The sequence below is a fragment of the Pseudomonas sp. RIT-PI-q genome, assembly GCF_001297125.1.
GTDB lineage: Bacteria > Pseudomonadota > Gammaproteobacteria > Pseudomonadales > Pseudomonadaceae > Aquipseudomonas.
Window position 1 is genome coordinate 213183 of record NZ_LHPC01000039.1, and the last position, 20887, is coordinate 234069.

Below are 20887 nucleotides of genomic sequence, written 5' to 3' on the forward strand. Positions count from 1 at the left end.
CGCTTTAAATCAAATGATTGAAGGCGCCAGAATACTGGAGGCCGACAGCTTCGGGCCGAAAGTCTACCTGTTGCAGGATGGGAATATCCTCAAACTGTTTCGTCGCAAGCGTATTTTTTCATCCGCGCTATTTCGTCCGTATTCGAAACGCTTCATCGACAATGCCATCGAACTGCAAAAACTGGGTGTGCCGACCTTTCAGGTCCTGCAGTTCTTTCGACTGCAAGCGCCTGGCATGACGGCTGTGCTTTACCAGCCTCTGCCGGGAGAAACCCTGCGCCAGATTGCCAGCAAGGAAGGTTTCAACTGGCAACAGACCTTGCCTGCCCTGGCGAGTCTCATACGCAGTCTTCATACGTCGGGGGTTTATTTTCGCTCACTGCATCTGGGCAACATCGTGATGACTCCGGACAACCGGATGGGCCTGATCGATGTCGCGGATATGCGCTTTCTGCGGGCGCCGCTGCCCAGGCACCTGATCAAGCGCAACCTGCAGCACTTCGCCCGCTATATTGCGCGCGAGAACCTGAACGACAGCTTTCCAATGCAGGCGCTCGAGCAAGCTGTCCTGTCGTCATGAAAGTAATTCGCGGGCGGCTTGCCTGAAGTTCAACCAGGCCTGATCGGGAGCCAGTTCCAGATATTGCTCCGCCGCGACGTCTTTTGCAGAGACGCTGAACGCTCGTACGATGGCGTCGCTCCAGGCACTGACATCATCTACGGCGGCGTACCAGCCCGTATCAGCCAACTGCTCGCGGAACACTGCCAATTCGCTGGACATGACCGGAACACCCGCCATCACCGCCTCTTGCATGATCAATCCCAAACCCTCGCTCACAGATGGGATGGCGACCCAGTCGAATGCGCTGTAAAGCTGCGCTGCATCATTGAGATGGCCTGGCAACGCGACACTGGCAGCCAACCCCAGTTGGTCGATACGGCTTTGCAGGGCTTCTCGGGTCGATCCTTCACCAATGATCACCAATCGCAAATCCGGACGTTGCTTCAATGCCGAAATAAACGCCTCGAGCAGACAAGCAAACCCCTTCTTGTCCTCAAATCGCCCCACCGCACCGAGCACTGGCGTATCGTCCAGCGGCAACCCCAACCGGGCACGGGCATCCTCTCGCGAGAGCACCGCCGAGCGGAAGATGGCGGGGTCGAACGCACTGCGCATCGTCATCACGGGCAATTGGAGGTCGAGGCTTAATTTGGCCGCCAAGGTATTCGACACTGCGACCAACGTGAGCTGGGACGCCTTGAACTGCCCAAAGAGCTCTCGATCTTCGGCACGCAGACGCGTAGAACCATGAAAAACCACCACCGCGCGGATACCTGGCAGTTTTTTGAGAAGAGGCAAAAGCGTGCGCGCAACGCCCAATCCATCGAGTAGCAGAAGGTGCGCCTCACTCTGGATGAGGGCCTTCTGAAAGCCGGCCTGCATCCAGGGCTTCGTCAGCCGCCAGAAGTGCCGTCCTTTCAAGCGCGCAGAGGACAGATTCCATTCCCGGGCGTCGCCAACGTACAGTCCGCACTCGGACACGCTGCCCTGAAGCAGCCACGTCTTCACCGAAGCGGTGGGGCCAGCCTGCGAGAGTATTTGCTGATGAACCTTGTGAATCGATGCGAATGGAGCACCGCCGGACCACATGACGTTCAGGATAGTCATAAAGCAGCAAGCCGATGCATGGAGCCCGGGAGACAAGCGGTGGCGTACTTAATTGATGAACCAGCCAATGCAGACTCCAAGCAATAGTAATAATCCAGACTTCACATGCTCACGTCGACTGCGGCGCGCCTTGCGCTCACGTTCAGCCGAAGTATGCACATGAAGGCCAAACCCGGTATGCCGAACGGCATCCCCTTCAAGCGTCACCGCGGTCAAATCAAGCTCCGCGTAACGCTTGGACAGCGCCTTCTCGCCGCCGTGCTGGGCAAATGGGGCACAGAGTCGATACTCCTTCATTCGACGCAGCCCGGGATTTAGCGAAAAACTTTGCCACTCGGGTTTATCGGAGATTAGCGGGTAACACGGCACGCTGCCGACAACTTCACGAGCGCCCAGATGTATGTAGGGACTGTGAACGCACAGATCGTAAATGTAGCTGCGCAACCACACTTGGAGAATTTGCGGGCGCAACTCAAGAATGGTCATGGAATCTTCCACAAACCCTGGGCGATAGAATTCCCAGTCATCTTCGCAATGAAAGATGTAAGGCGTGGTGACGTGTTCGTACGCGAGATCGATCGACGCCAACTGGCCGAGCTTCGGGCGATTGACGAACACTGTGCAGTGATCTTTCCAATGGGCGGGAATGACCGAGTGCACCTCCTCATCACCTGCATCTTCAGTGATGAAGACTTCGCGAATGGCAGCTGTATTGAACCGGTCAAAACTCTCGAGGGTTATTTTGAGCAGGTCCAGGCGCCCACAGCTGGTGACCACCAATGTGATGTTACTTTCTTTAGAAAATTGCACCTGATCCTCATCTAAAAGTCAAAGTGCCAGCAATATCGACGGCTGACTGACCCTTGTCAAACGCCCAGTTTCAGACGCATTTTTTCCAACAGAGTTAACGGCCCGCGAGGGCGCAATGCAGGTACGAGCTCCTCGACGATACGCTGGCCGATCCGCGCAAAACTGAACTGGTTGACAGCCAGTTCGCGACCGTTGGAAGCGATGCGCTGCGCAAGCTCCGGGTCGGCGCGCAATACGGCCAGCTTCTCCTGGAGCTGCGGGATATCCTGATACAGCACAACATTATGCATATCCTGAAAACCCAGCGCGTTGCTTTCCGCCGAGCCCTGATCGTATGCCAGCAACACGCAACCACACGCCATGGCCTCGAAATTCTTGATCATGAATTCACCCATACCGACATCCGCGCTGACGAAGAAGCGAATACGGTTGAGCGTGTCACAATACTCTTCACCGGATTTGGTACGAGTCACGACCATCGACTCGACACGTCCCAACTCATCGAGCAGTGCTTTGCGGCCACTGTAGGCGACGCTGTTGGTACTTCCGACAAACGCCAACTCGATGTCCCGCTCGCGGCCCTGGTCTCGCAACAGCGACTGGTCGTATCCCTTGGGAACGAACACCGCATCGAAGCCTTCGCCGCGCAGGCGCTCGGCAACCCTGTAACCCGAGCTGATCACCCGAGCCCAGGGCAGCTTGCGGTAATGGGCGCTGAACTTGCCCGTGTATTTGCACGGGATGTAATTCTGGTAGGCATCGTGTTCCAGAATAACCAGATTGGGCAGGGTCTGGATGAACCTCACCTGGCGGATTTCTTTTTTGAAACGCAGGAAAAAAACGATCCGGTCATAGCGGGTCACATCGACATGCTTGCGGAAATACCCACGCAAGTTGTCCTGCTCCTCACTGGTCAATTCGCGCTTGTCGCAGTCGCAATGCTCGGCGATACCGTCATAGAGTCGGTCGAGAATCGCGCGCTGCTCTTTCTGCACCAGAAACAGAACTTTCAATTGGTCTCTCTCTTTCCAGACAGCTCTTGGACCCAGAACAACTCGTGGCGACGCACCGTTTTACGGAAGAACTCGTTTTCGCCGTACACCGGCCAGCGTCGGGATGCCAGGCAACGTTGAATCATCCGGCGCAGCAGGCGCTTGAGGGGAAGCCGGGGCTGAAGGTCGTGCATCATGCCCAACGACATTGCCTTGTGCCATTGCTTTTCCGGCGACAGACCGAGCGCCCAGGGCCGCAACGGTTCATGAGCACCGAGCTGTGGCGGCAGGGCCACGCCCGTGCCGGCATCGCCCATTGGCCAGCGATCGTTATCGTGCAGATGGTTGGCGTAATGCAGCAAGGTTTCGGGCTGCCAGGCGGTAAAGCTCAGCGCCTGCATCACCGCCTGCTGAGAACATAGATGGTCTGGGTGCGGGTCGAAGCGTGGGTGCGGCAAAACGATGACCTGGGGCTGAATGCGCTCGATCAGCTCGATCAGGTCGGCAAGCAGATTGTTCCACGACGGCAGGCCATCGATGTCACTGCCCAAGGCAAACGGGTTGAAGCGTCGGAAATATCGGGTATCGCCCAGCGCTGCCTCTCGGGATGCAACAGCCTCGGCGGGCGCGCTCTGCATGGCGGGCAATTGCAGGCAGAAGTAGCCGAGTTGAATACACCGTTCCTGAGGCACGCCGCCCCACAAGGGCACGCTGACGCTGTCCCAGGCTCGGAGCGAGCCTTTCAGCCGAGACGCTTCGACACCCTTGAGCCCCATTTGCTGATAGTGCTCGGCCTCGATTTCACCGGCGGTCAGGGTCACGATCCAGCTTTGTTCGGCACGGCTGTACAAACCAAATGCGGCCAGTTCCGCATCGTCGGCGTGGGGCGCGATCACCATCACCCGCTGACGGCTGTAATCCGGATGTTCAAACGCCCACAGCACCGGCTCGCCGAGCAATCGGCAGAAACGCCCGCGCAGGCGCAACTCACCCTTGGACAGTACCTGCGCCTGTCCACTGAGGTTGAGATAACGCAGGCCGTCTGCACCACGCTCGAAGGTTTGCCGGTCGGGGTTTTCGCCACCCGACAACTCGACAACCGGGTCGAAAAAGCGGCCCAGCCAGGTGCTTTTAATGCGCAGCGCCAGGATCAGTGTGGCGTCATCGACCAGCATCACGCCGTCGTCCAGACGCAAACGCTCACCGTCCAGGCGAACCTTGGGCTGCTGGGTGTACGGCGGAAAGCTGTATTGGTAATCGTCTTTCGGGGAATAAAACAAATGGTCGGCGAACCAGGCTTCGTGGGCAATCCAGCCCAGTACCGCCAACACCAGCGGCAACCACCAGGCCACCAGCACGCCAGTGGCAATTAACAGCACCAGCGCGACCAGCAGGCCGATGCGTTTGTTGCGCCGATGGCGCTTGAGCAGTTGCTGTTTGCGGCTCATGGGCTGACTCATACGGTGAAGACCGGCACGGGGTTGCACCAGCGATCCTTGTATTCCCGGTCGGCGCGACCGAAGGAGAAGCGCAACGGTTTGTCCAACGCCCGGGCATGCTCCCAGGCGCTTTGAGTATTGAGAAAGCTCAGCACGCTGCCAGGGCTGAAATCGCGGGTTTCGGGATCAACTCCGCCATTGATGTACTCGACGCTGATCCATTCAGGCGTTTCGACGCGGTACACCAGTTGAGTCGCGATCGGCGCATCATTGAGGAAAATCACCGAGCCGATCAGCAACTCGCGCAGCAACTCAATGACCTCGGCCATGCGCTCGGCGCCCGTTGCCGGGAAACCCCAGCGGCGCTGGAACAGGTCGCAATAAATCGCTGCCAGCTCACTGCTGGAAAAATCCGCGACCGGCCGCACGACGCCACCCGCTTCTTCCAGCAAGCGCAATTCGCGGCGCTGGTTGTAGCGAAACTTCTTCGACAGTTCTTCGGGCGTACGGGCCATGGCCAGTTGTTCGGCCTGCAACTTGATGCCGGTAAAGCGGCCTTCATTCAGCGCCGACAGATAGCGCGCACGGTGACGCAACGGTGCTTGTGCATCGGCTGCGGCCGGCAGGATGAGCTCGGCATTGCCTAGGTCGAACAAGCCTTTTTTACCGCGACGCTTAAGCACATCCTTGGACAATGCGAGGTCGCGGCCCCAGGTCGGGATCGCGGCTTTGACTTCACCGTTTTGCTCCCAGGCCAGGTAGCGCACCGGGATGTCGGCCAACCGGGCCAACCGCTCGACCACCATTGGATGAGTCGCGACGCCGCCGCCATAACGTTGCCAGGCATCGGCATAGGTCGAGGCGTCGGCTACCGCCCAGCCGCGTTCGCGCCAGCCTTGAAGTCGGTTGAGCATCAGCCCCTCGGCGCCAGTTCGGTAACGTGTGGCAAACGCCAGAAAGCTTCGCGCACCGCGCGGTCGGAGAAGCGCTCACGCAAGCGGTCGAGCATCAGCTCGGCGCACTGGTGACGCTGCTGCTCGTCCATCGCGGCCAGGTGTTGCAGCCCTTTAGCCAAATGTTCGACATCGCCCAGCGGGAACAGAATGCCCCCACCTTCGACCCCTGCCCGGGCCCCGCCACACGCGGTGGCGAGCAACGGCACACCGGCGGCCATGGCCTCCAGCAGCACCATGCCGAACGGCTCGTGATCGGAACTCAGGGCAAACACATCAAAGGCCCGGAAATAGCGTCGAGCGTCGGGCACCTGGCCGAGAAACAGCACGCGATCACCGATACCCAGCTCGCGGGCCTGGGCCTTGAGGTCATCCTCAAGCCGCCCCGAACCGAGAATCACCAATTGGCTGTTGGCCGGCAAACCCGGTAGCGCCGCGGCAAAACCGAGCAGCAAGGTGGACTGGTCCTTATCCGGGTGCAGCCGCCCGACGTTACCGACAACCCAGGCATCCATCGACAAGCCGAGGGTTTCCCGGGCTTCGCGAACGGACTCCTGACTGTCTTGCAGGTCTTGCACGTCGATACGGTTGTACAGCGTCTGGATCCGCGCGGCCGGCCACTTCGGCAGGCAACGACGCATGTCGTCGCGCACCGCATCGGAAACCCCGAGCAGGCTCAGGCGCTTGCGGAAAAAATTGGCAAACAGTTTGCGCGTGCCGCGCTGGTAATCGCCGAAGGCGTGATGCACGCCAATCACCGGCAGCGATGTGCCGAGCAAGGCGATGTAGATCGGTTTGAACCGGTGAGCAATACAGAAACTGAAATTGCGCGAGGCGGCGATCTTGCGCAGATCGCCGATGGCGCCCAGCTTCAGGCCACGAATGGCCTTGGAGCTGTATTCCATGAACAGCACTTCGTCGGACGCGCAGTTCGCGGCAACACCGGCATCGGCGGCCCCGGTCAGAAACACCGTGGTCACGCGATAACCGGTCCCCGCAAACAGGCTGGCGTACTGCCGGGCGCAGTCCAAAAACGGCCCGTCATAGCCGTGGCAGAACTGCAGCACATGGCGTTCAGCCGAGCGTGTCATATGCGTCCGCGCCCTCTTTGACCACCAGGATGTCTTCCATGATCAGGTACTGCAGATCGGAACCGAAGAACATGTTCAGGGCATCCGTCGGCGAGCAGATCATCGGTTCGCCACGGCGGTTGAGCGAGGTGTTCAGCGACACGCCGTTGCCGGTCAGCACTTCCAGCGCCTTCATCATGTCGTAGTAGCGCGGGTTGTATTCGCGCTTGAGCACCTGGGCCCGGGACGTGCCATCTTCGTGGACGACTTCCGGCACCCGGGTCTTCCACTCTTCCGCCACTTCAAAAGTGAACGTCATGAACGGCGCCGGGTGATCGATCTTGATCATCTGCGGGGCAACGGTGTCGAGCATCGACGGGCAGAAAGGCCTCCAGCGCTCGCGGAACTTGATCTGGTGGTTGATCCGGTCAGCCACGCCAGTGGCGCTCGGGCAACCAATGATCGAACGACCACCCAGTGCGCGCGGACCAAACTCCATGCGCCCCTGGAACCAGGCCACCGGGTTGCCATCGACCATGATCTTGGCGATGTTTTCCGGCATGTTCGCAAGCTTGCGCCATACCGGCTTGCTCGGGTGACGAGCGCACGCAGCCAGCACATCTTCGTTGGTGTACGACGGGCCGAGGTAGACGTGTTCCATCTTCTCGACCGGCACGCCACGGGCGTGAGACACATAAGCTGCCGCACCTACCGCAGTGCCGGCATCGCCGGACGCCGGCTGGACGAACAGTTCCTTGACGTCATCGCGAGCGATGATTTTCTGGTTGAGCTTGACGTTCAACGCACAGCCGCCGGCGTAAGCCAGCTTGCCGGTTTCCTTGAGCACGTCGCCCAGGTAGTAGTCGATCATCTGCAACGAAATTTTTTCGAACAGTGCTTGAATACTGGCGGCGTAGTGGATGTAAGGTTCGTCGGCAATGTCGCCTTCGCGCTTGGGGCCCAACCACTCGATCAGCTTCGGCGAGAAGTAGTAACCCTTGCCCTTCTCTTTATAGCGACGCAGACCGATGACGTTGGCGTAGTCGGTGTTGATCACCAGCTCGCCGTTCTCGAAAGAGGCCAGGCGCGAGAAATCGTATTTGCTGGCGTCGCCGTACGGCGCCATGCCCATGACCTTGAACTCACCGTCGAGCATATCGAAACCGAGGAACTCGGTGATCGCGCCGTACAGGCCGCCGAGGGAGTCCGGATCGAAGAATTCCTTGATCTTGTGGATCTTGCCGTTTTCGCCGTAACCGAAGAAGGTCGTGGCGTACTCACCCTTGCCATCGATCCCCAGGATCGCGGTTTTCTCTTTGAAACCGGAGCAGTGGTAAGCGCTGGAGGCGTGGGCCAGGTGGTGCTCGACCGGCTCGATCTTGATCTTCTTCGGATCGAAGCCCAGTTGCTCCAAGCACCAGACGATCTTGTTGCGATAGCGCTTGTAGCGACGGTTGCCCATCAGGATCGCGTCGAGTGCACGGTCCGGGGCGTACCAGTAACGCTTGGCGTACTGCCAGCGAGCCTTGCCGAACAGGCTGATCGGGGCGAATGGAATCGCAACGACGTCAACGTCGGACGGCTTGATGCCTGCCTGTTCAAGGCAGAACTTCGCCGACTCGTATGGCATGCGGTTCTTTGCGTGTTTATCGCGCACAAAGCGCTCTTCTTCAGCCGCAGCGACCAGCTTGCCGTCGATGTATAAGGCTGCGGAAGGATCATGGCTAAGGGCGCCGGACAGGCCAAGAATCGTCAATGCCACAGGGGTCTAGCCTCTTTAGTCTGCATGCAGGCGCAAGGCGCCTCAAAAATTAATGTGCCCTCGCAAGCGGCGAGAGACAGCTAAAGGGCGGGATTATAGCTTAAAAGCTCCGGCAAACCTCTAGCGGGAAGTGGCGAGGTTGCGCGTTGACAGTCGAAGATCCTCGACATAGACTCCTGCGCAAATGGACTGGGGGATCCCGGTCGGCGTTGCGGCCTCGGTGAGTTTCACCGGGGCTTTTCGCTTTCTGAGAGAGGGAAAATCTTTAAACCCCAATTTTCGAAACCCTCTCCCACATTATTACATCCACCACTGCAGTAAAACTTACGTTTGAGTACGTCAAAGGCACGATTTTCTTGCCCTGACCGCAAAACGCTCATACCGATGGGTCTTGCAACAAGGTCCGCTAGCTGTAACCCCGTGGAATTCACTTGTTTGGTTGCAAAGACGATGTCGAACGGCAATTGAATGCCCAATCGGTTCGCGCCATCGCACATGCGACGAAACTCCAGCTCTAGCTCATTATCCTCACGCTTCCCTCGACGCTCGAAAATCACATGTGTCAAAGCGCACTGTTGATTCTTCTCCTGTAAATATTCATAAAGAGTTTCCAGACAGAAGCCGAGAGCGACGTGATAAGGATTGTGAACAGGACCTTGTTTTTCGCGAAGAGCGGCTTTGTCGATCACGCAACTGATCAGGACGAAATTGCTGGCTTCGATGATGCCCGTCAACTCATCGAGGAAGGCGTGTTTGTGCTGCCTGGACACGAATAGACTAGAGAACGCTCCCTTTTCTTTTCGGATCTCCAACTCATGCAGACCTATCAGGTCATGCCCCATATGATTGAATTTAAACTTCTGAAGGGCAGGAATAACCTTCTCGCAGTAATGCCTTTTATGAAACACGCAAAAGGCCAGCACAAACACTGGATAGTTTTGATCTAACGTTTGCATCCCATGATCGCCGCTCTCATCGACATAAATTATAAAGTCGCTGTACTTCCCGCTCGGAGGTAAAGGCTTTTTTGCCTCAACATCAGGTTCACTTTCGCTTTCGTTTTCAAAAAGAAAAAACTGTTGAGAGGGGAAAATAGGGATCGACACGAACTATTCATCCTTTGTTATTCGAGCCAGCTACTTAGGTGTATCACTGACACGCCTGAATACAAAAGAATTAGCCGCGGCCTGCCCGCCAGTAAATGCCGATATTGCCATCGACCCCCTGCCGATAAAGGGTGTACGGCAAAACTGCCGTGTCCAGGAGGCCCGACAAGGCCAGATCCAGTAGAACGAACGGCACGAGAATGCCGGTGGGGTCCGGCGGCGCATTCAATACGCAGAAGTCGTAGGCCAAACCGCTGTAAACGCGAGGGATGGACTGACAATAGGTTTTTTGTTTTCGCAGCCCCTGCGCCGCGGCGGCGTCATCCTGCAACACCGTAGAGACGGTTCCGCAGCCTGCCAAAACCAGTGATAAAGCGCCCAACGTCATTGCCATTTGTATAGTCAAGACCAGCCCTCCGAGAACGTCTCGGCAAGCTAGCATCGTGGCTATTCAGGGCACAGTTCATGGCTTCTCAAGATCATGTAGGACGGTTCATAAGAACGTGTCCCCTATTCTCGGCCAACTGTTCCGGCCTCATCGCGGGCAAGCCCGCTCCCACAGGGATGTGTGTCGCACACCGGATTTATGTACAACCAAAACCACTGTGGGAGCGGGCTTGCCCGCGATAGGACCGAAGGTCCGATTCAGGCGGCGCTAGAGATGTCTTTGGGAAGTCGCTGATCGATCACTTGATACAACGCGCTATTCTCAGGCCAGTTACGCATGAACCGCGCCCGATCCCGCGCATACGCCGGGGCGAAGCTGCTGAGTGAGCCGTGCTGACACATCGAATCCAGATCGATCAGCGCCCAGCGATCATCCTGCCAGAACAGGTTGTGGCCCTTGAAATCGCCATGACTGATCCGCTCGCCAATCAGTTCCGCAAACAAATGGTCCAGCGCCAGCAATTCAGCCTCGGGCGCGGCGCCGCTCTCAACGTACGGCGCAAAGCGCTCGATGATGTCCGGCCCCGTCAGGTGCTCGGTGATCAGGTAAGCCCGACTGCGCAGCCACAGAAAACGCTTCTCCAGCAACGCCAGGGGCTTGGGCGTGGCGATACCGAGGAACGCCAGACGATTGCCTTCGCGCCAGGAATGCCAGGCACGGCTCGGACGCCAGAAGCGTTTGAGCCAGTGGGCGAACCCTTTGATGTTGTAGCGTTTGATCACCAGCGTACGGCCGCCCACCTCGACCTTGCCGACGCTGGCTGCGCCGCCGGTCTTGTACAGGTGGCCCTGATCGAGCAAGGCATCGGCCTGTTCCAGCACCGGCAGCATCGCCGCTGCTTCCTCGCGGCGAATCGCCCGCAAGCCGAACGCGCCGCGCTGGACGCTGAACAGCGTGCATTCGCGGCCGATCTTGATCAGGTAGTCCTTGAGACGCCAGCTGCGGACCTTGTTGATCTGCTTCTGCAACGCTTCCATCGGCAAGGCATGTTCGCCGTTGCTCAGCAGGTAATACACCAGCAATTCTTCGGTGAACGGTTCCAGCGATTTGGGTAACTGGGCAAAAAACACCCCGAGGTTTTCCAGGACTTTCTGCCGCGACAGCGGCTGGCCGGGGGTTTCGGAGCAGACGCCGCCGCCATCGATCAGATACAACCGACCGCGCTGGCGCAAGAGGTTGTCCAGGTGCAGGTCTTCCTGCCAGAGCCCCTTGCGATGCATTTGGCCGATAGCGCCCAGCGCCTCGGCCAGCACAGCCCCTTGCATATCCGCCAGCACCGGCAAATGCTCGACCCGTTTCCAGGTTTCACCGAGGCTTTCGGCGCCCTCGATGAACTCGAACAGCAACCAGCCGCCCTCGCCGTCCTTCAGGCCGTCGGCCAACAGCTGTGGCGTGGTCAGGCCCTGATCGGCGAGCAAGTGCACACCGTTGCGCTCGCGCTGGAAATGCCGCGCCGCTTTGCTGCCGACCAATAATTTGGCCAGCACCGGCCGGCCGCGCCAGACGCCGGCACCGACGTAACGCTGGCCGGGCAATACCCGCAACAGACTGAGCAGCTGCAACTCGGCAGGCCCGGCGGCATCGGCCAGGGAAATGCTCAGTGGCAGGCTCGGGCTGCGGCCCGCGTTTTTAAGCTCCGACAAACGCATCAGCGCGTCTCCTTGTGACTGCGCCGAGCGGTCAGTCGCACCAGCCAGCTGTCGATCAGCGAACTGTCCGGCGATTGATCGAGATACGTGGCCAACAACTCACGCAGCTGCGCTTCGCTCCACTCGGGCGAGCGACGCAGCAGCGGTTCCAGATCCTTGACCCGGTCACGCTGACCGAACAGCAATGGCCGGGTCTTTTCCAGGTCGATCAGCTGGGCCAGGTAACCGTCGCCGGTGGCCTGAAGAAAAATATGCTTGGGGTAGAAGCAGCCGTGAACCTGACGCGCGCCGTGCAGGCGTCGAGCCAGTTGGCCACAGGCCTTGAGAACCGCCGAATGCTGCGCCGCGCTCAGCTCCGACCAGCGCTGCAACAACGAATCGAGGTCATCCCAGCCATCCAGGGCTCGGGTCAGCAGGATAGCCCTGACTTCGCCGTCGACCTTGCGCTCGCCAAAGAACGCAGCCTTCAGCGCTGGAATGCCGAGCTTTTCATAGCGACTGATGTTGCGAAATTCGCGGGCAAAACTGGGCTCGCCAAACGGCGCGTGCAAGGTGCGCATCTGGTAATTACTTTGGCGCTTGAGGTAGTAGCCATGACCTTCCAGCACCAGCCGGAACACACTGCTCCAGCCACCGCGCCCCGTGTTGGGCTCATCCACAGCGTCGAGCTGCTTGGCCCAGAGTGCGTCGAAAGTGCCGAGGCCGTGACGCTCAAGCAGCGCACGGTCTTCAGCCGCCAGAAAATCAGTCATTCACGTCCCTCGAAAAATCTCACCACGTGCCGAATGCGTTTTTTGTCGGCCGCATTGAGCCGGGTCCGCTGGCGATATTGCAGGTAGAAGCGCAACCGCTGGGTAGCCGACAAGTGATACTTGGCGACCTTGTCGAGGCACGCCAGGTCCTTGGTGATGCGGTACTTGAGCCAGAAGCCGCGCCAGAAATCGCCGTTGGGGCAGTCGATCAGGAACAACCGCGCCTCATCGTCAATCAGCAGGTTGCGCCACTTCAAATCGTTATGGGTGAAGCGGTGGTCGTGCATGGTCCGGGTGTAGCCGGCCAGTTGTCGACTGATGGTGTCGACCCAGGCGCGGTCCGCCAGTTTCGGATCATGCCGTTCGGCCAGGACCGCCAAGTCTTCGGTACGCGGCAATTCACGGGTGATCATCGCCCCGCGATCATAAGCCGCGCCGCGCCGCTCCAACCCCCAAGCCACCACTTCAGCCGTGGGAATGCCCCACTTGGCAAAGCGCTTGAGGTTTTGCCATTCCATTTTTACCCGCGGCTTGCCGAGGTAACGGCGCAGGCCTTTGCCGGCGCCGACGTAGCGTTTCACGTAATAGTTGACGCCATTGCGCTCGACGCGAATGACCTCGGACAACGGGTCACGGGTCAGGCGCTCGCCTTGAAGCGCAAACACTGCTTCAAGGCTGCCGAAATCTTCTGCCAGCTCGCTGTAAGCAGGCTCAAGTCTCCAACCCGGCATTAGAGCGCGTCCCCGTATCGCTGTTTACGATCGTAGAGCTTGTTGGCCTTGCCTTCGAGCCAGGCCAGCAGCGCCGCTTCTTCAGCCAGGATCTGGCGCAGCGGCTGCTGGAAGTAATCCTTGAGGAAGCGCAGTTTGTCGCGACGGGTCAGGCCAATGTCCAGCGCCGAAAAATACAGCGCCGCCAGGTCCTTGTTGCGCCAGCGCTGAGTGATCGCCGGGCGGGTCTGGGCACGGTGCAGGTCGATCACCGAGAGCTTGAAGTCGTCGGCCGTCACCGGTTTGTCGGTGTGCAGCAGGAAGTGGCAGATGTAGCAATCACGATGGTTGACCCCGGCGCGGTGCATCATGCCGGTCATGCGGGCGACTTCGGCGATCAAGGCGCGCTTGAGCTTGGGCTCGGGCGGTTGCTTGACCCAGTCGATGCTGAAGTCTTCGAGGCTGACGGTAGGTGCCAGTTCTTCGGTGACGATGAACGAGTGCTGGTCTGCCGGGTTGCTGCCTTTTTCACCGTACGCCACGGCGGTCATGGTGGGCACGCCGACTTCTTGCAGGCGCTGAATGGCCTTCCACTCCTGACCCGCGCCGAGCACCGGCAGCTTGGCGGTGAGCAGGTTCTTGAAGATTTCGCTCCAGCCGACGCCACGGTGGATCTTCACGAAGAAACCATTGCCGTTCACTTCAGTGCGCAACGTGCGGCGCGCTTCCAGTTCACGGTACACCTCGCCCTTGAGGCCCTCGACTTCGGCGAACGGGTCGCGTCCGGCCCAGAGGCTCTTGAACGGTTCAGCCAGCATCAACTTCATTAAGCGTGCTCCGCCAGAATCACATCCGCCGCGTGCTGCGGCATGCTATAGAGGTCGGCCGTCTCGGCAAAAGCCAGACCGTTGCGGCTCCAGGCCGCCCGTGCTTGAGCGTCGTTCAACATGCCGGTCAGGTATTGCGTCAGTTGCGCCTGATCGAAAGGTTCGTCCAGCACCAGGCCGGCGTCGGCCTCGGCGATGTAATGGGCGTAACCACAGACCGCGCTCACCAGCACCGGCAACCCGGCCACCAGCGCTTCGAGCAACACGGTCCCGGTGTTTTCGTTGTACGCCGGATGGATCAACAGGTCGGCGCCAAGCAGGAAACGCGGGATATCGCTGCGGCCCTTGAGGAACGTCACGTTGTCGCCGAGGCCCAATGTGGCGCTCTGCATCTGGAATAATTTGGGGTCGTCCTGGCCAATTACAAATAGCCGGGTGCGTTTCTTCAGATCGGCGGGCAATGCGGCCAATGCCTTGAGGCTGCGATCCACGCCCTTGGTCTTGAACCCGGAGCCGATTTGCACCAGCAACAGCTCATCGTCCTTCAGCTTGAATTCACGGCGGAATTTGGCGCGAATCTCGGCGGCATTCGGCGGCGCGCGACGGTCCTGAGAGATGCCCGGCGGCAACAGATGAAAGCGCTCCAGCGGGGTGTCGTAATGCTTGATGAACAGCGGCTGCTGGACTTCGGAAATCATCAGCACTTCGGTCTTGGCGTCCTTGGCGAACACCGCGCGCTCGTACTCGGCGAAGTGCCGGTAGCGGCCCCAGCGTCGGTACAGCGAATTGCGCAGGTTCTGCGCCTTGTCTTCGAAGCAGCCATCCGCGGCGTAGTAGACGTCCAGGCCTGGCATCTTGTTGAAGCCGATCAAGCGGTCAACGGGACGCTTGGCCAGGTCAGCCTCCATCCACTCGCTGAGTTTCTCGTTGCGCCGATGGTTGAAGAACGCTTTGACCGGCGCCACCAACACTTCGAAACCCGGCGGAATGTCGCCTTCCCAGATCAGCGTGTAGACGCGAATCTGGTGGCCGCGCGCCTGGCATTCCAGGGCGATGCGCATGAAGTCGCGCTGCAAGCCCCCGAATGGAAAGTACTTGTACAAGACGAATGCCAATTGCATCAGCGCAGCTCCTCAGCCAGTAACAACGTGCTCAGTCGGGTCGCGACACGCTCGGGATTCAGACGCGTGAAGCACAGGGGCCACTCGCGCTTAAGGTCGAACCGACGGGCATCTTCGGCCGTCGGTTGATACGTACATTTCTTTTGCATACACGGCGCGCAGGGGAAATCGCTGGCGATGTGAATCTGCGATTTGCCGTAGGCGCCGGTCAGGCCCGGGTTGGTTGGGCCGAACAGCGACAGCGTCGGCACGTCGAGTGCCGCGGCCAAATGACCGAGGCCAGTGTCCACCGCCACGCAGGCTTGCGCGCCGGCCAGCACTTTGCCGACGCCCGCCAGGTTCAGCTTGGGCAGCACTTCGACATGCTTCATGTCTTTGGCGATGCGCTCGGCACGGGCCTTCTCGATCGCGTTGCCCCACGGCAGTTTGACCCCGACGCCCAGATAGCCGACGCGCTCGGCCAGCTCGCGCCAGTAAGCTTCAGGCCAGTGTTTGGTGTCCCACGTGGTGCCGTGCAGGAACAGCACGTAAGGATTCTTGCGTGGCAATTCCACCAGTCGATCGATGCTCAGGCCATAGTCGCCCAGGCCTTTGGGCAGGTCATAGCCCAGCGCGATGGCGAACAATTGGCGCACGCGTTCGACGGCGTGCTGACCACGGGCCACCGCCAGACGTCGATCATAGAAGCGTGCGGCGATCGGCTCCCGTGCAGAACTCTTATCGAGGCCGGCCACCGGGGCTTTGACATAGCGGGTCAGCAAGGCGCTTTTCAGCAGGCCCTGGGCGTCGATCACCAAATCGTATTTCGTCGCGCGAACGCTTTGCTTGAAGCGCTTCCACTCGCCACTCTTGATGGTTTGCCAGATGTTCTTGCGCCAGCGACGGATTGCCACCGGAATCACCTTGCCCACGGCCGGGTGCCAGGTCGGGATTTCGGCGAAGCCTTCTTCCACCACCCAGTCGAACGTGATGCCGGGGATTGCCCGCGCCGCGTCGGTCAACGCCGGCAATGCGTGAATCACATCGCCCAGCGAAGAAGTCTTGATCAGCAGAACCCGCAAACTATTTGACCTCGACCACAGTGCCCTGCAACCGCTGCAAGGCTTCGTTCACCGCTTGCGGCATGAGCTGACGCAGGCAGTTGTAATGACCGAAGCGGCACGTGCGGTCGAAGCACGGGCTGCATTCGATGCCCAGGCGCACGACTTCGACGTGCTCGGCCAGCGGTGGCGTGAAGCCCGGCGAGGTCGAGCCGTAGACCGCCACCAATGGGCGATTCAGCGCGGCGGCGACGTGCATCAGGCCCGAATCGTTGGAGACCACCGAGTCGGCGCAGGACATCAGGTCGATGGCTTCGGCCAGGGACGTGCCGCCGCTGAGGTTCACCGATTCTTCACGCAAACCGGGAATCAATCGCGAGCGGATGTCTTCGCCGACGGCGTGATCGTTTTTCGAACCGAACAGCCAGACTTGCCAGCCTTCGCGGATTTTCGCTTCGGCGACCTTGGCGTAATGCTCGGACGGCCAGCGCTTGGATTCGCCAAACTCGGCACCGGGGCACAGCGCCAACACTGGGCGATCGAGGGCCAGGTCGAACTTGGCGAGCGCCGCCTCGCGGGTCACCGGATCGATCTGCAGACTTGGCCGTGGGTACGGCTTCGGCAGATCAACGCCAGGCTCGTAAGCCAGGGCCATGAAACGCTCGATCATCAGCGGATAGCGTTCTTTATCCAGCGTGCGCACGTCATTGAGCAGGCCGTAGCGGAACTCGCCGCGCCAGCCGGTGCGCTTCGGGATGCCGGCGAAGAACGGCACCAGCGCCGACTTCAGGGAGTTGGGCAACAGGATCGCCTGGTCGTACTGGCCGGCCAGGGATTTACCGATGCGCCGACGCGTCGCCAGTTCGAGAACGCCGTGGCCGAGCGGAAAGCTCAAGGCCTGGCGCACTTCGGGCATGCGCTCAAGAATCGGCCGGCTCCACTCGGGGGCCAGCACGTCGATTTCGCATTGCGGGTGGCGTTGCTTCAGACACTGAAACAGTGTCTGCGCCATCACCATGTCACCGACCCAGCTGGGCCCAACGATCAGAATTTTCATGTGGTTTCCAAAAACGAACCGGGGAGGCATACGCCTCCCCGCCTCGAGAATTCTACAAAACACTGCAGATCTACTGTGGGAGCGAGCCTGCTCGCGATAGCTGCGTGACAGTCACCATAAAGGTTGAATGTGACGGCCTCATCGCGAGCAGGCTCGCTCCCACACTGGGTATTGGTGCAGCCTAACCTGCTGCCTTAAATCTACAAAACACTGCAATGCTGCTGTAGGAGCAAGCTTGCTCGCGATGGTCGTCAACGATGACGCGGCAAGCCTGACACCTCGCGCCGATCTCTGGTTCATCGCGAGCAAGCTCGCTCCTACAGTGGGTATTGGGTGTTTCAATTTCCAGTTCAGCTTAGCCCCAGTTCGCGCCAGATCCGCAATACCTGCCGTCGTTCGTCCGCGAACTGGTCGCCTGGTATCACCCCGGCGTCCTTCTGCAAGGCCTGTCGGTGGGCGGCGGAGCGGTAGGCTTTATAGGCCTCGCGCAACAGGCTCGCGTCTTCGACGGGCATCAGCCCTGCCTTTTCCAACTCTTCCAGAATGCGGATGTTGTCGGTCCAGCGCAGCAATGACGGGTGCGTTTGCGACCACGCCAGGGCCGCGTATTGCACCATAAATTCAATATCGACGATACCTCCGGCGTCCTGCTTGAGATCGAACGGCGCCGTGGCCTCGAAGGCATTTGCCGCGGTGCCGGCCGCGGTGCTCTTGCTGCCGAGGTTATCGCGCATCTTGGCACGCATCTCGCTGACCTCCTGACGCAAGGTCGGCAGATCCCGGGCCTTGCCCAAAATCGCCGCGCGAACTTTCTCGAACGCCTGGCCGACGTCCTGACTGCCCACCAGCACCCGCGCCCGCACCAGGGCCTGATGCTCCCAGGTCCAGGCTTCGTTTTCCTGATACCGGGCAAACGCCCCCAGCGAACTCACCAACAACCCCGACGCACCAGACGGTCGCAGGCGCATATCAACTTCATATAGCTGACCGGAGTTGGTCTGGGCCGTGAGCAAGTGAATGATCCGCTGCCCCAGCCGGGTGAAAAATTGCGCGCCGTCGATAGGTTTCGGCCCATCGGTTTCTGCCTGCGGATCACCGTCGTGGATAAACACCAGATCCAGGTCCGAACCATGCCCGAGTTCCAGACCGCCGACTTTCCCATAACCGACAATGATGAAGCCCGGATCGCACAAAGTGCCGTCAGTGCGCAGCGGCGTGCCGTATTTGGCCACGGTCTGGCGCCAGGCCAGGGCCAGGACCTGCTCGAGGATCGCTTCAGCAAGCCAGGTCAGGTAATCGCTGACTTTCATCAACGGCAGGCTACCGGCGATTTCCGAAGCGGCGACCCGCAAGCGGTGCGCCAGTTTGAAATGGCGCAGGGCTTCCATCTGCTGCTCAAGATCGTCCTCGGGAATCCGCGTCAAACGCTCGCGCAACTCGGCGGCCAGTTCCGGCGCCAGCGGCGGCTTGAACAAGCGGCCTTCGTTGAGCAATTCGTCGAGCAGCAGCGGGAAGCGGGTGATCTGCTCGGCGATCCACGGACTCGCGGCGCACAAGGTCAGCAAGCGTCGCAGCGCGCCGGGGTTCTCGGTCAGCAACACCAGGTATGCAGAACGACGGGCCACCGCTTCAACCAGTGGCAGCACGCGCTCCAGCACCAGATCGGGGTTGGCGTGCTCCACGGCTTGCGCCAGCAAACGCGGAATAAAGGCATCAAGGCGTTCGCGCCCCAGTCGCTGCATGGCGCGCAGTTGCGGGCTGCCGCGCAAGCTCGCCAAGGCTTTCAGCGCTTTGCTGGCATCAGCGAAACCGCCCTCCGCCAACTGACGACACGCGGCCTCTTCGTCCTGCGCCTCTTCCCACAGCGGCAGCCATTCACCGCCCACCACCACTTCGCTTTCGCTGCCTTCCTCTTCATCGGGATCGGCAATCACCTGGCCGAAGTGCCACGCCACGCGACCGCGCCAATACATCAGCCGTTCATGGAACGCCGCCCAATCATCAAAACCCAACATAAAGGCAATGCGCGCCTGATCCTGAGCGCCGTCCGGCAGCATCTGTGTCTGGCGGTCGGCTATGGCCTGGATGGCGTGTTCGGTGTAACGCAGGAATTCGTAGCCTTCGCGCAACTCGCTGATCACCGCCGGCGGCAGGTAACCCTGACCTTCGAGCGTGCTCAGCACTTTTAATAAAGGACGTTGCTGCAAACTCAGGTCACGACCACCGTGAATCAGCTGGAAGGCCTGGGCGATAAACTCAACCTCACGAATGCCACCGGAGCCGAGCTTGATGTTATCGGCCATGCCCTTGCGCCGGACTTCCTGCTGGATCAGCTGCTTCATGGTGCGCAGCGCTTCAATGGCCGAGAAGTCCAGGTAACGCCGGTAGACGAATGGCCGCAGCATTTCTTGCAGTTGCGCGCCAGCCACTTGATCGCCGGCCACCACCCGCGACTTGATCATCGCGTAGCGTTCCCAGTCACGGCCCTGATCCTGGTAATACTGCTCCAGCGCGTTGAAGCTCAGCACCAACGCGCCGGCCGAACCGTACGGCCGCAAGCGCATGTCGACGCGAAACACAAAGCCATCGACGGTCATCGGGTCCAGTGCCTTGATCAGGCGCTGGCCGAGGCGAATGAAAAATTCCTGGTTATCCAGCGAGCGTTTCACACCGACGGTTTCGCCGCCCTCGGGGTACGCGAAAATCAGGTCGATGTCCGACGAAAGATTCAGCTCGACCGCGCCGAGCTTGCCCATGCCGAGGATGACCATTTGCTGCGGCTCGCCGCTACGCCGGCCAGTGGGCACGCCGAACTGTTGGCAATGCCGCGAATACAACCACTGATAGGCCTGATCGATGCTCGCATCGGCCATGTCCGAGAGGTCGCGGCAGGTCTGTACCAGGTCGGCCTGGCGGGTCAGGTCGCGCCAGATGATCCGCACCTGGTGGCGTGCGCGCTGGCGACGCAGAGCCCGACCGAGCTCGTCGTCGGTTTCTGCCGTGCTTACCGCAGCGGCAATCTGTGCGCACAACTCGTCGGGCGCAAAGCTGCGGTCCAGTTCGCCGGACTGCACCAGCGCAAGCAGCATCAAAGGGTCACGCACACTCTGTTCAATCACGAAGTCGCTGGCAGCAGTGACGCGGGCGAATTGCGCCCAGCGTTCAGGCGTCCAGCTGGACAGGCCATGGTCATCCTCAAGCGCCGCGACCGCTGCGCGGAACGACTGCTCGGCACGGGTGACAAACGGCAGGAGAATGCCGGGCAGTTGGGCAAGCGAAGGGAGGCTCATGGTCTATCCTTGATCGGCGTATAGAGGGCTGCATGTAGTGATTCTGCAAAAAGCACTACGTGATCGACTGTCGAACAAAGGTTAGAAATAGCTGAAATTTCTCTATTTTTGGCAGACAGCATCAAGCTTTCACCTTTTCTGGTTGGCAAAAGACCAACCTTAACGATTATTCTCACAACGCAGCTGGAGGCC

The 20887-nt window shown here is 59.8% G+C and carries 18 protein-coding genes; 1 reads left to right on the top strand and 17 read right to left on the bottom strand.

The annotated features are described in order from the left end of the window. Positions 1-13 precede the first annotated feature (13 nt). Positions 14-580 (top strand): toluene tolerance protein, encoded by a 567-nt coding sequence (locus AEQ67_RS21620; protein ID WP_236710389.1) that lies wholly within the window; start codon positions 14-16, stop codon positions 578-580. Here the strand turns inward: AEQ67_RS21620 and AEQ67_RS21625 are convergent. The 17 genes from AEQ67_RS21625 to glnE all read right to left on the bottom strand — a co-directional run bounded on the left by AEQ67_RS21625 (position 575) and on the right by glnE (position 20695). Continuing rightward, complete coding sequence (locus AEQ67_RS21625) at positions 575-1669, bottom strand: glycosyltransferase (RefSeq protein WP_059405856.1); 1095 nt, start codon at positions 1667-1669, stop codon at positions 575-577. The two genes, AEQ67_RS21620 and AEQ67_RS21625, sit on opposite strands and share 6 nt — an antisense overlap. Before the next feature lie 48 nt (positions 1670-1717). After that, positions 1718-2479, bottom strand: coding sequence for a hypothetical protein (locus tag AEQ67_RS34110; protein WP_082377929.1), 762 nt, complete (start codon positions 2477-2479; stop codon positions 1718-1720). A gap of 56 nt (positions 2480-2535) precedes the next feature. Further along, a complete protein-coding gene (locus AEQ67_RS21640) occupies positions 2536-3492 on the bottom strand; it encodes a glycosyltransferase family protein (protein WP_059405859.1) in 957 nt (318 codons plus the stop codon). After that, positions 3489-4919 (bottom strand): PIG-L deacetylase family protein, encoded by a 1431-nt coding sequence (locus tag AEQ67_RS21645; RefSeq protein WP_059405860.1) that lies wholly within the window; start codon positions 4917-4919, stop codon positions 3489-3491. The genes AEQ67_RS21640 and AEQ67_RS21645 overlap by 4 nt, the downstream gene beginning before the upstream one ends. 8 nt (positions 4920-4927) lie before the next feature. Next, positions 4928-5824 carry an antimicrobial resistance protein Mig-14 gene (locus AEQ67_RS21650; protein ID WP_059405861.1) on the bottom strand — a complete coding sequence of 299 codons (897 nt, stop codon included), beginning with the start codon at positions 5822-5824 and terminating at the stop codon, positions 4928-4930. Next, positions 5824-6954: a glycosyltransferase gene (locus AEQ67_RS21655; protein WP_059405862.1), complete on the bottom strand. Its 1131-nt coding sequence runs from the start codon at positions 6952-6954 to the stop codon at positions 5824-5826. The genes AEQ67_RS21650 and AEQ67_RS21655 overlap by 1 nt, the downstream gene beginning before the upstream one ends. Then, complete coding sequence (locus AEQ67_RS21660) at positions 6938-8695, bottom strand: carbamoyltransferase family protein (RefSeq protein WP_059405863.1); 1758 nt, start codon at positions 8693-8695, stop codon at positions 6938-6940. The genes AEQ67_RS21655 and AEQ67_RS21660 overlap by 17 nt, the downstream gene beginning before the upstream one ends. 227 nt (positions 8696-8922) lie before the next feature. Continuing rightward, entirely contained in the window at positions 8923-9801 is an 879-nt protein-coding gene (locus AEQ67_RS21665; RefSeq protein WP_059405864.1) for a DUF3800 domain-containing protein, read from the bottom strand. Positions 9802-9871: 70 nt separating this feature from the next. Then, positions 9872-10207 carry a YceK/YidQ family lipoprotein gene (locus tag AEQ67_RS21670; RefSeq protein ID WP_059405888.1) on the bottom strand — a complete coding sequence of 112 codons (336 nt, stop codon included), beginning with the start codon at positions 10205-10207 and terminating at the stop codon, positions 9872-9874. 239 nt (positions 10208-10446) lie between these two features. Further along, entirely contained in the window at positions 10447-11898 is a 1452-nt protein-coding gene (locus tag AEQ67_RS21675) for a lipopolysaccharide kinase InaA family protein (RefSeq protein ID WP_059405865.1), read from the bottom strand. After that, complete coding sequence (locus AEQ67_RS21680) at positions 11898-12650, bottom strand: lipopolysaccharide kinase InaA family protein (protein ID WP_059405866.1); 753 nt, start codon at positions 12648-12650, stop codon at positions 11898-11900. The genes AEQ67_RS21675 and AEQ67_RS21680 overlap by 1 nt, the downstream gene beginning before the upstream one ends. Beyond that, positions 12647-13381, bottom strand: coding sequence for a lipopolysaccharide kinase InaA family protein (locus AEQ67_RS21685; protein WP_059405867.1), 735 nt, complete (start codon positions 13379-13381; stop codon positions 12647-12649). The genes AEQ67_RS21680 and AEQ67_RS21685 overlap by 4 nt, the downstream gene beginning before the upstream one ends. Next, positions 13381-14187 (bottom strand): lipopolysaccharide core heptose(I) kinase RfaP, encoded by an 807-nt coding sequence (gene rfaP / locus AEQ67_RS21690; protein WP_059405868.1) that lies wholly within the window; start codon positions 14185-14187, stop codon positions 13381-13383. Before rfaP ends, AEQ67_RS21685 begins: the two co-directional genes overlap by 1 nt. Continuing rightward, positions 14187-15308: a glycosyltransferase family 4 protein gene (locus AEQ67_RS21695; RefSeq protein WP_059405869.1), complete on the bottom strand. Its 1122-nt coding sequence runs from the start codon at positions 15306-15308 to the stop codon at positions 14187-14189. Before AEQ67_RS21695 ends, rfaP begins: the two co-directional genes overlap by 1 nt. Beyond that, the gene (waaC, locus tag AEQ67_RS21700) at positions 15308-16369 is read right to left on the bottom strand and encodes a lipopolysaccharide heptosyltransferase I (RefSeq protein WP_059405870.1); all 1062 of its coding nucleotides are present in this window, start codon (positions 16367-16369) and stop codon (positions 15308-15310) included. The genes AEQ67_RS21695 and waaC overlap by 1 nt, the downstream gene beginning before the upstream one ends. Before the next feature lies 1 nt (position 16370). Continuing rightward, entirely contained in the window at positions 16371-17405 is a 1035-nt protein-coding gene (gene waaF / locus AEQ67_RS21705; RefSeq protein WP_059405871.1) for a lipopolysaccharide heptosyltransferase II, read from the bottom strand. 350 nt (positions 17406-17755) lie between these two features. After that, the gene (glnE, locus tag AEQ67_RS21710) at positions 17756-20695 is read right to left on the bottom strand and encodes a bifunctional [glutamate--ammonia ligase]-adenylyl-L-tyrosine phosphorylase/[glutamate--ammonia-ligase] adenylyltransferase (RefSeq protein ID WP_059405872.1); all 2940 of its coding nucleotides are present in this window, start codon (positions 20693-20695) and stop codon (positions 17756-17758) included. Positions 20696-20887: the final 192 nt, after the last annotated feature.

What these genes read in the sequence shown, in the direction of transcription:
- AEQ67_RS21620 (WP_236710389.1), top strand. Translation starts at nt 14, where the DNA reads ATGATTGAAGGCGCCAGAATACTGGAGGCCGACAGCTTCGGGCCGAAA.
- AEQ67_RS21625 (WP_059405856.1), bottom strand. Translation starts at nt 1,669, where the DNA reads ATGACTATCCTGAACGTCATGTGGTCCGGCGGTGCTCCATTCGCATCG.
- AEQ67_RS21645 (WP_059405860.1), bottom strand. Translation starts at nt 4,919, where the DNA reads ATGAGCCGCAAACAGCAACTGCTCAAGCGCCATCGGCGCAACAAACGC.
- AEQ67_RS21650 (WP_059405861.1), bottom strand. Translation starts at nt 5,824, where the DNA reads ATGCTCAACCGACTTCAAGGCTGGCGCGAACGCGGCTGGGCGGTAGCC.
- AEQ67_RS21655 (WP_059405862.1), bottom strand. Translation starts at nt 6,954, where the DNA reads ATGACACGCTCGGCTGAACGCCATGTGCTGCAGTTCTGCCACGGCTAT.
- AEQ67_RS21675 (WP_059405865.1), bottom strand. Translation starts at nt 11,898, where the DNA reads ATGCGTTTGTCGGAGCTTAAAAACGCGGGCCGCAGCCCGAGCCTGCCA.
- AEQ67_RS21680 (WP_059405866.1), bottom strand. Translation starts at nt 12,650, where the DNA reads ATGACTGATTTTCTGGCGGCTGAAGACCGTGCGCTGCTTGAGCGTCAC.
- AEQ67_RS21685 (WP_059405867.1), bottom strand. Translation starts at nt 13,381, where the DNA reads ATGCCGGGTTGGAGACTTGAGCCTGCTTACAGCGAGCTGGCAGAAGAT.
- rfaP (WP_059405868.1), bottom strand. Translation starts at nt 14,187, where the DNA reads ATGAAGTTGATGCTGGCTGAACCGTTCAAGAGCCTCTGGGCCGGACGC.
- AEQ67_RS21695 (WP_059405869.1), bottom strand. Translation starts at nt 15,308, where the DNA reads ATGCAATTGGCATTCGTCTTGTACAAGTACTTTCCATTCGGGGGCTTG.
- waaF (WP_059405871.1), bottom strand. Translation starts at nt 17,405, where the DNA reads ATGAAAATTCTGATCGTTGGGCCCAGCTGGGTCGGTGACATGGTGATG.
- glnE (WP_059405872.1), bottom strand. Translation starts at nt 20,695, where the DNA reads ATGAGCCTCCCTTCGCTTGCCCAACTGCCCGGCATTCTCCTGCCGTTT.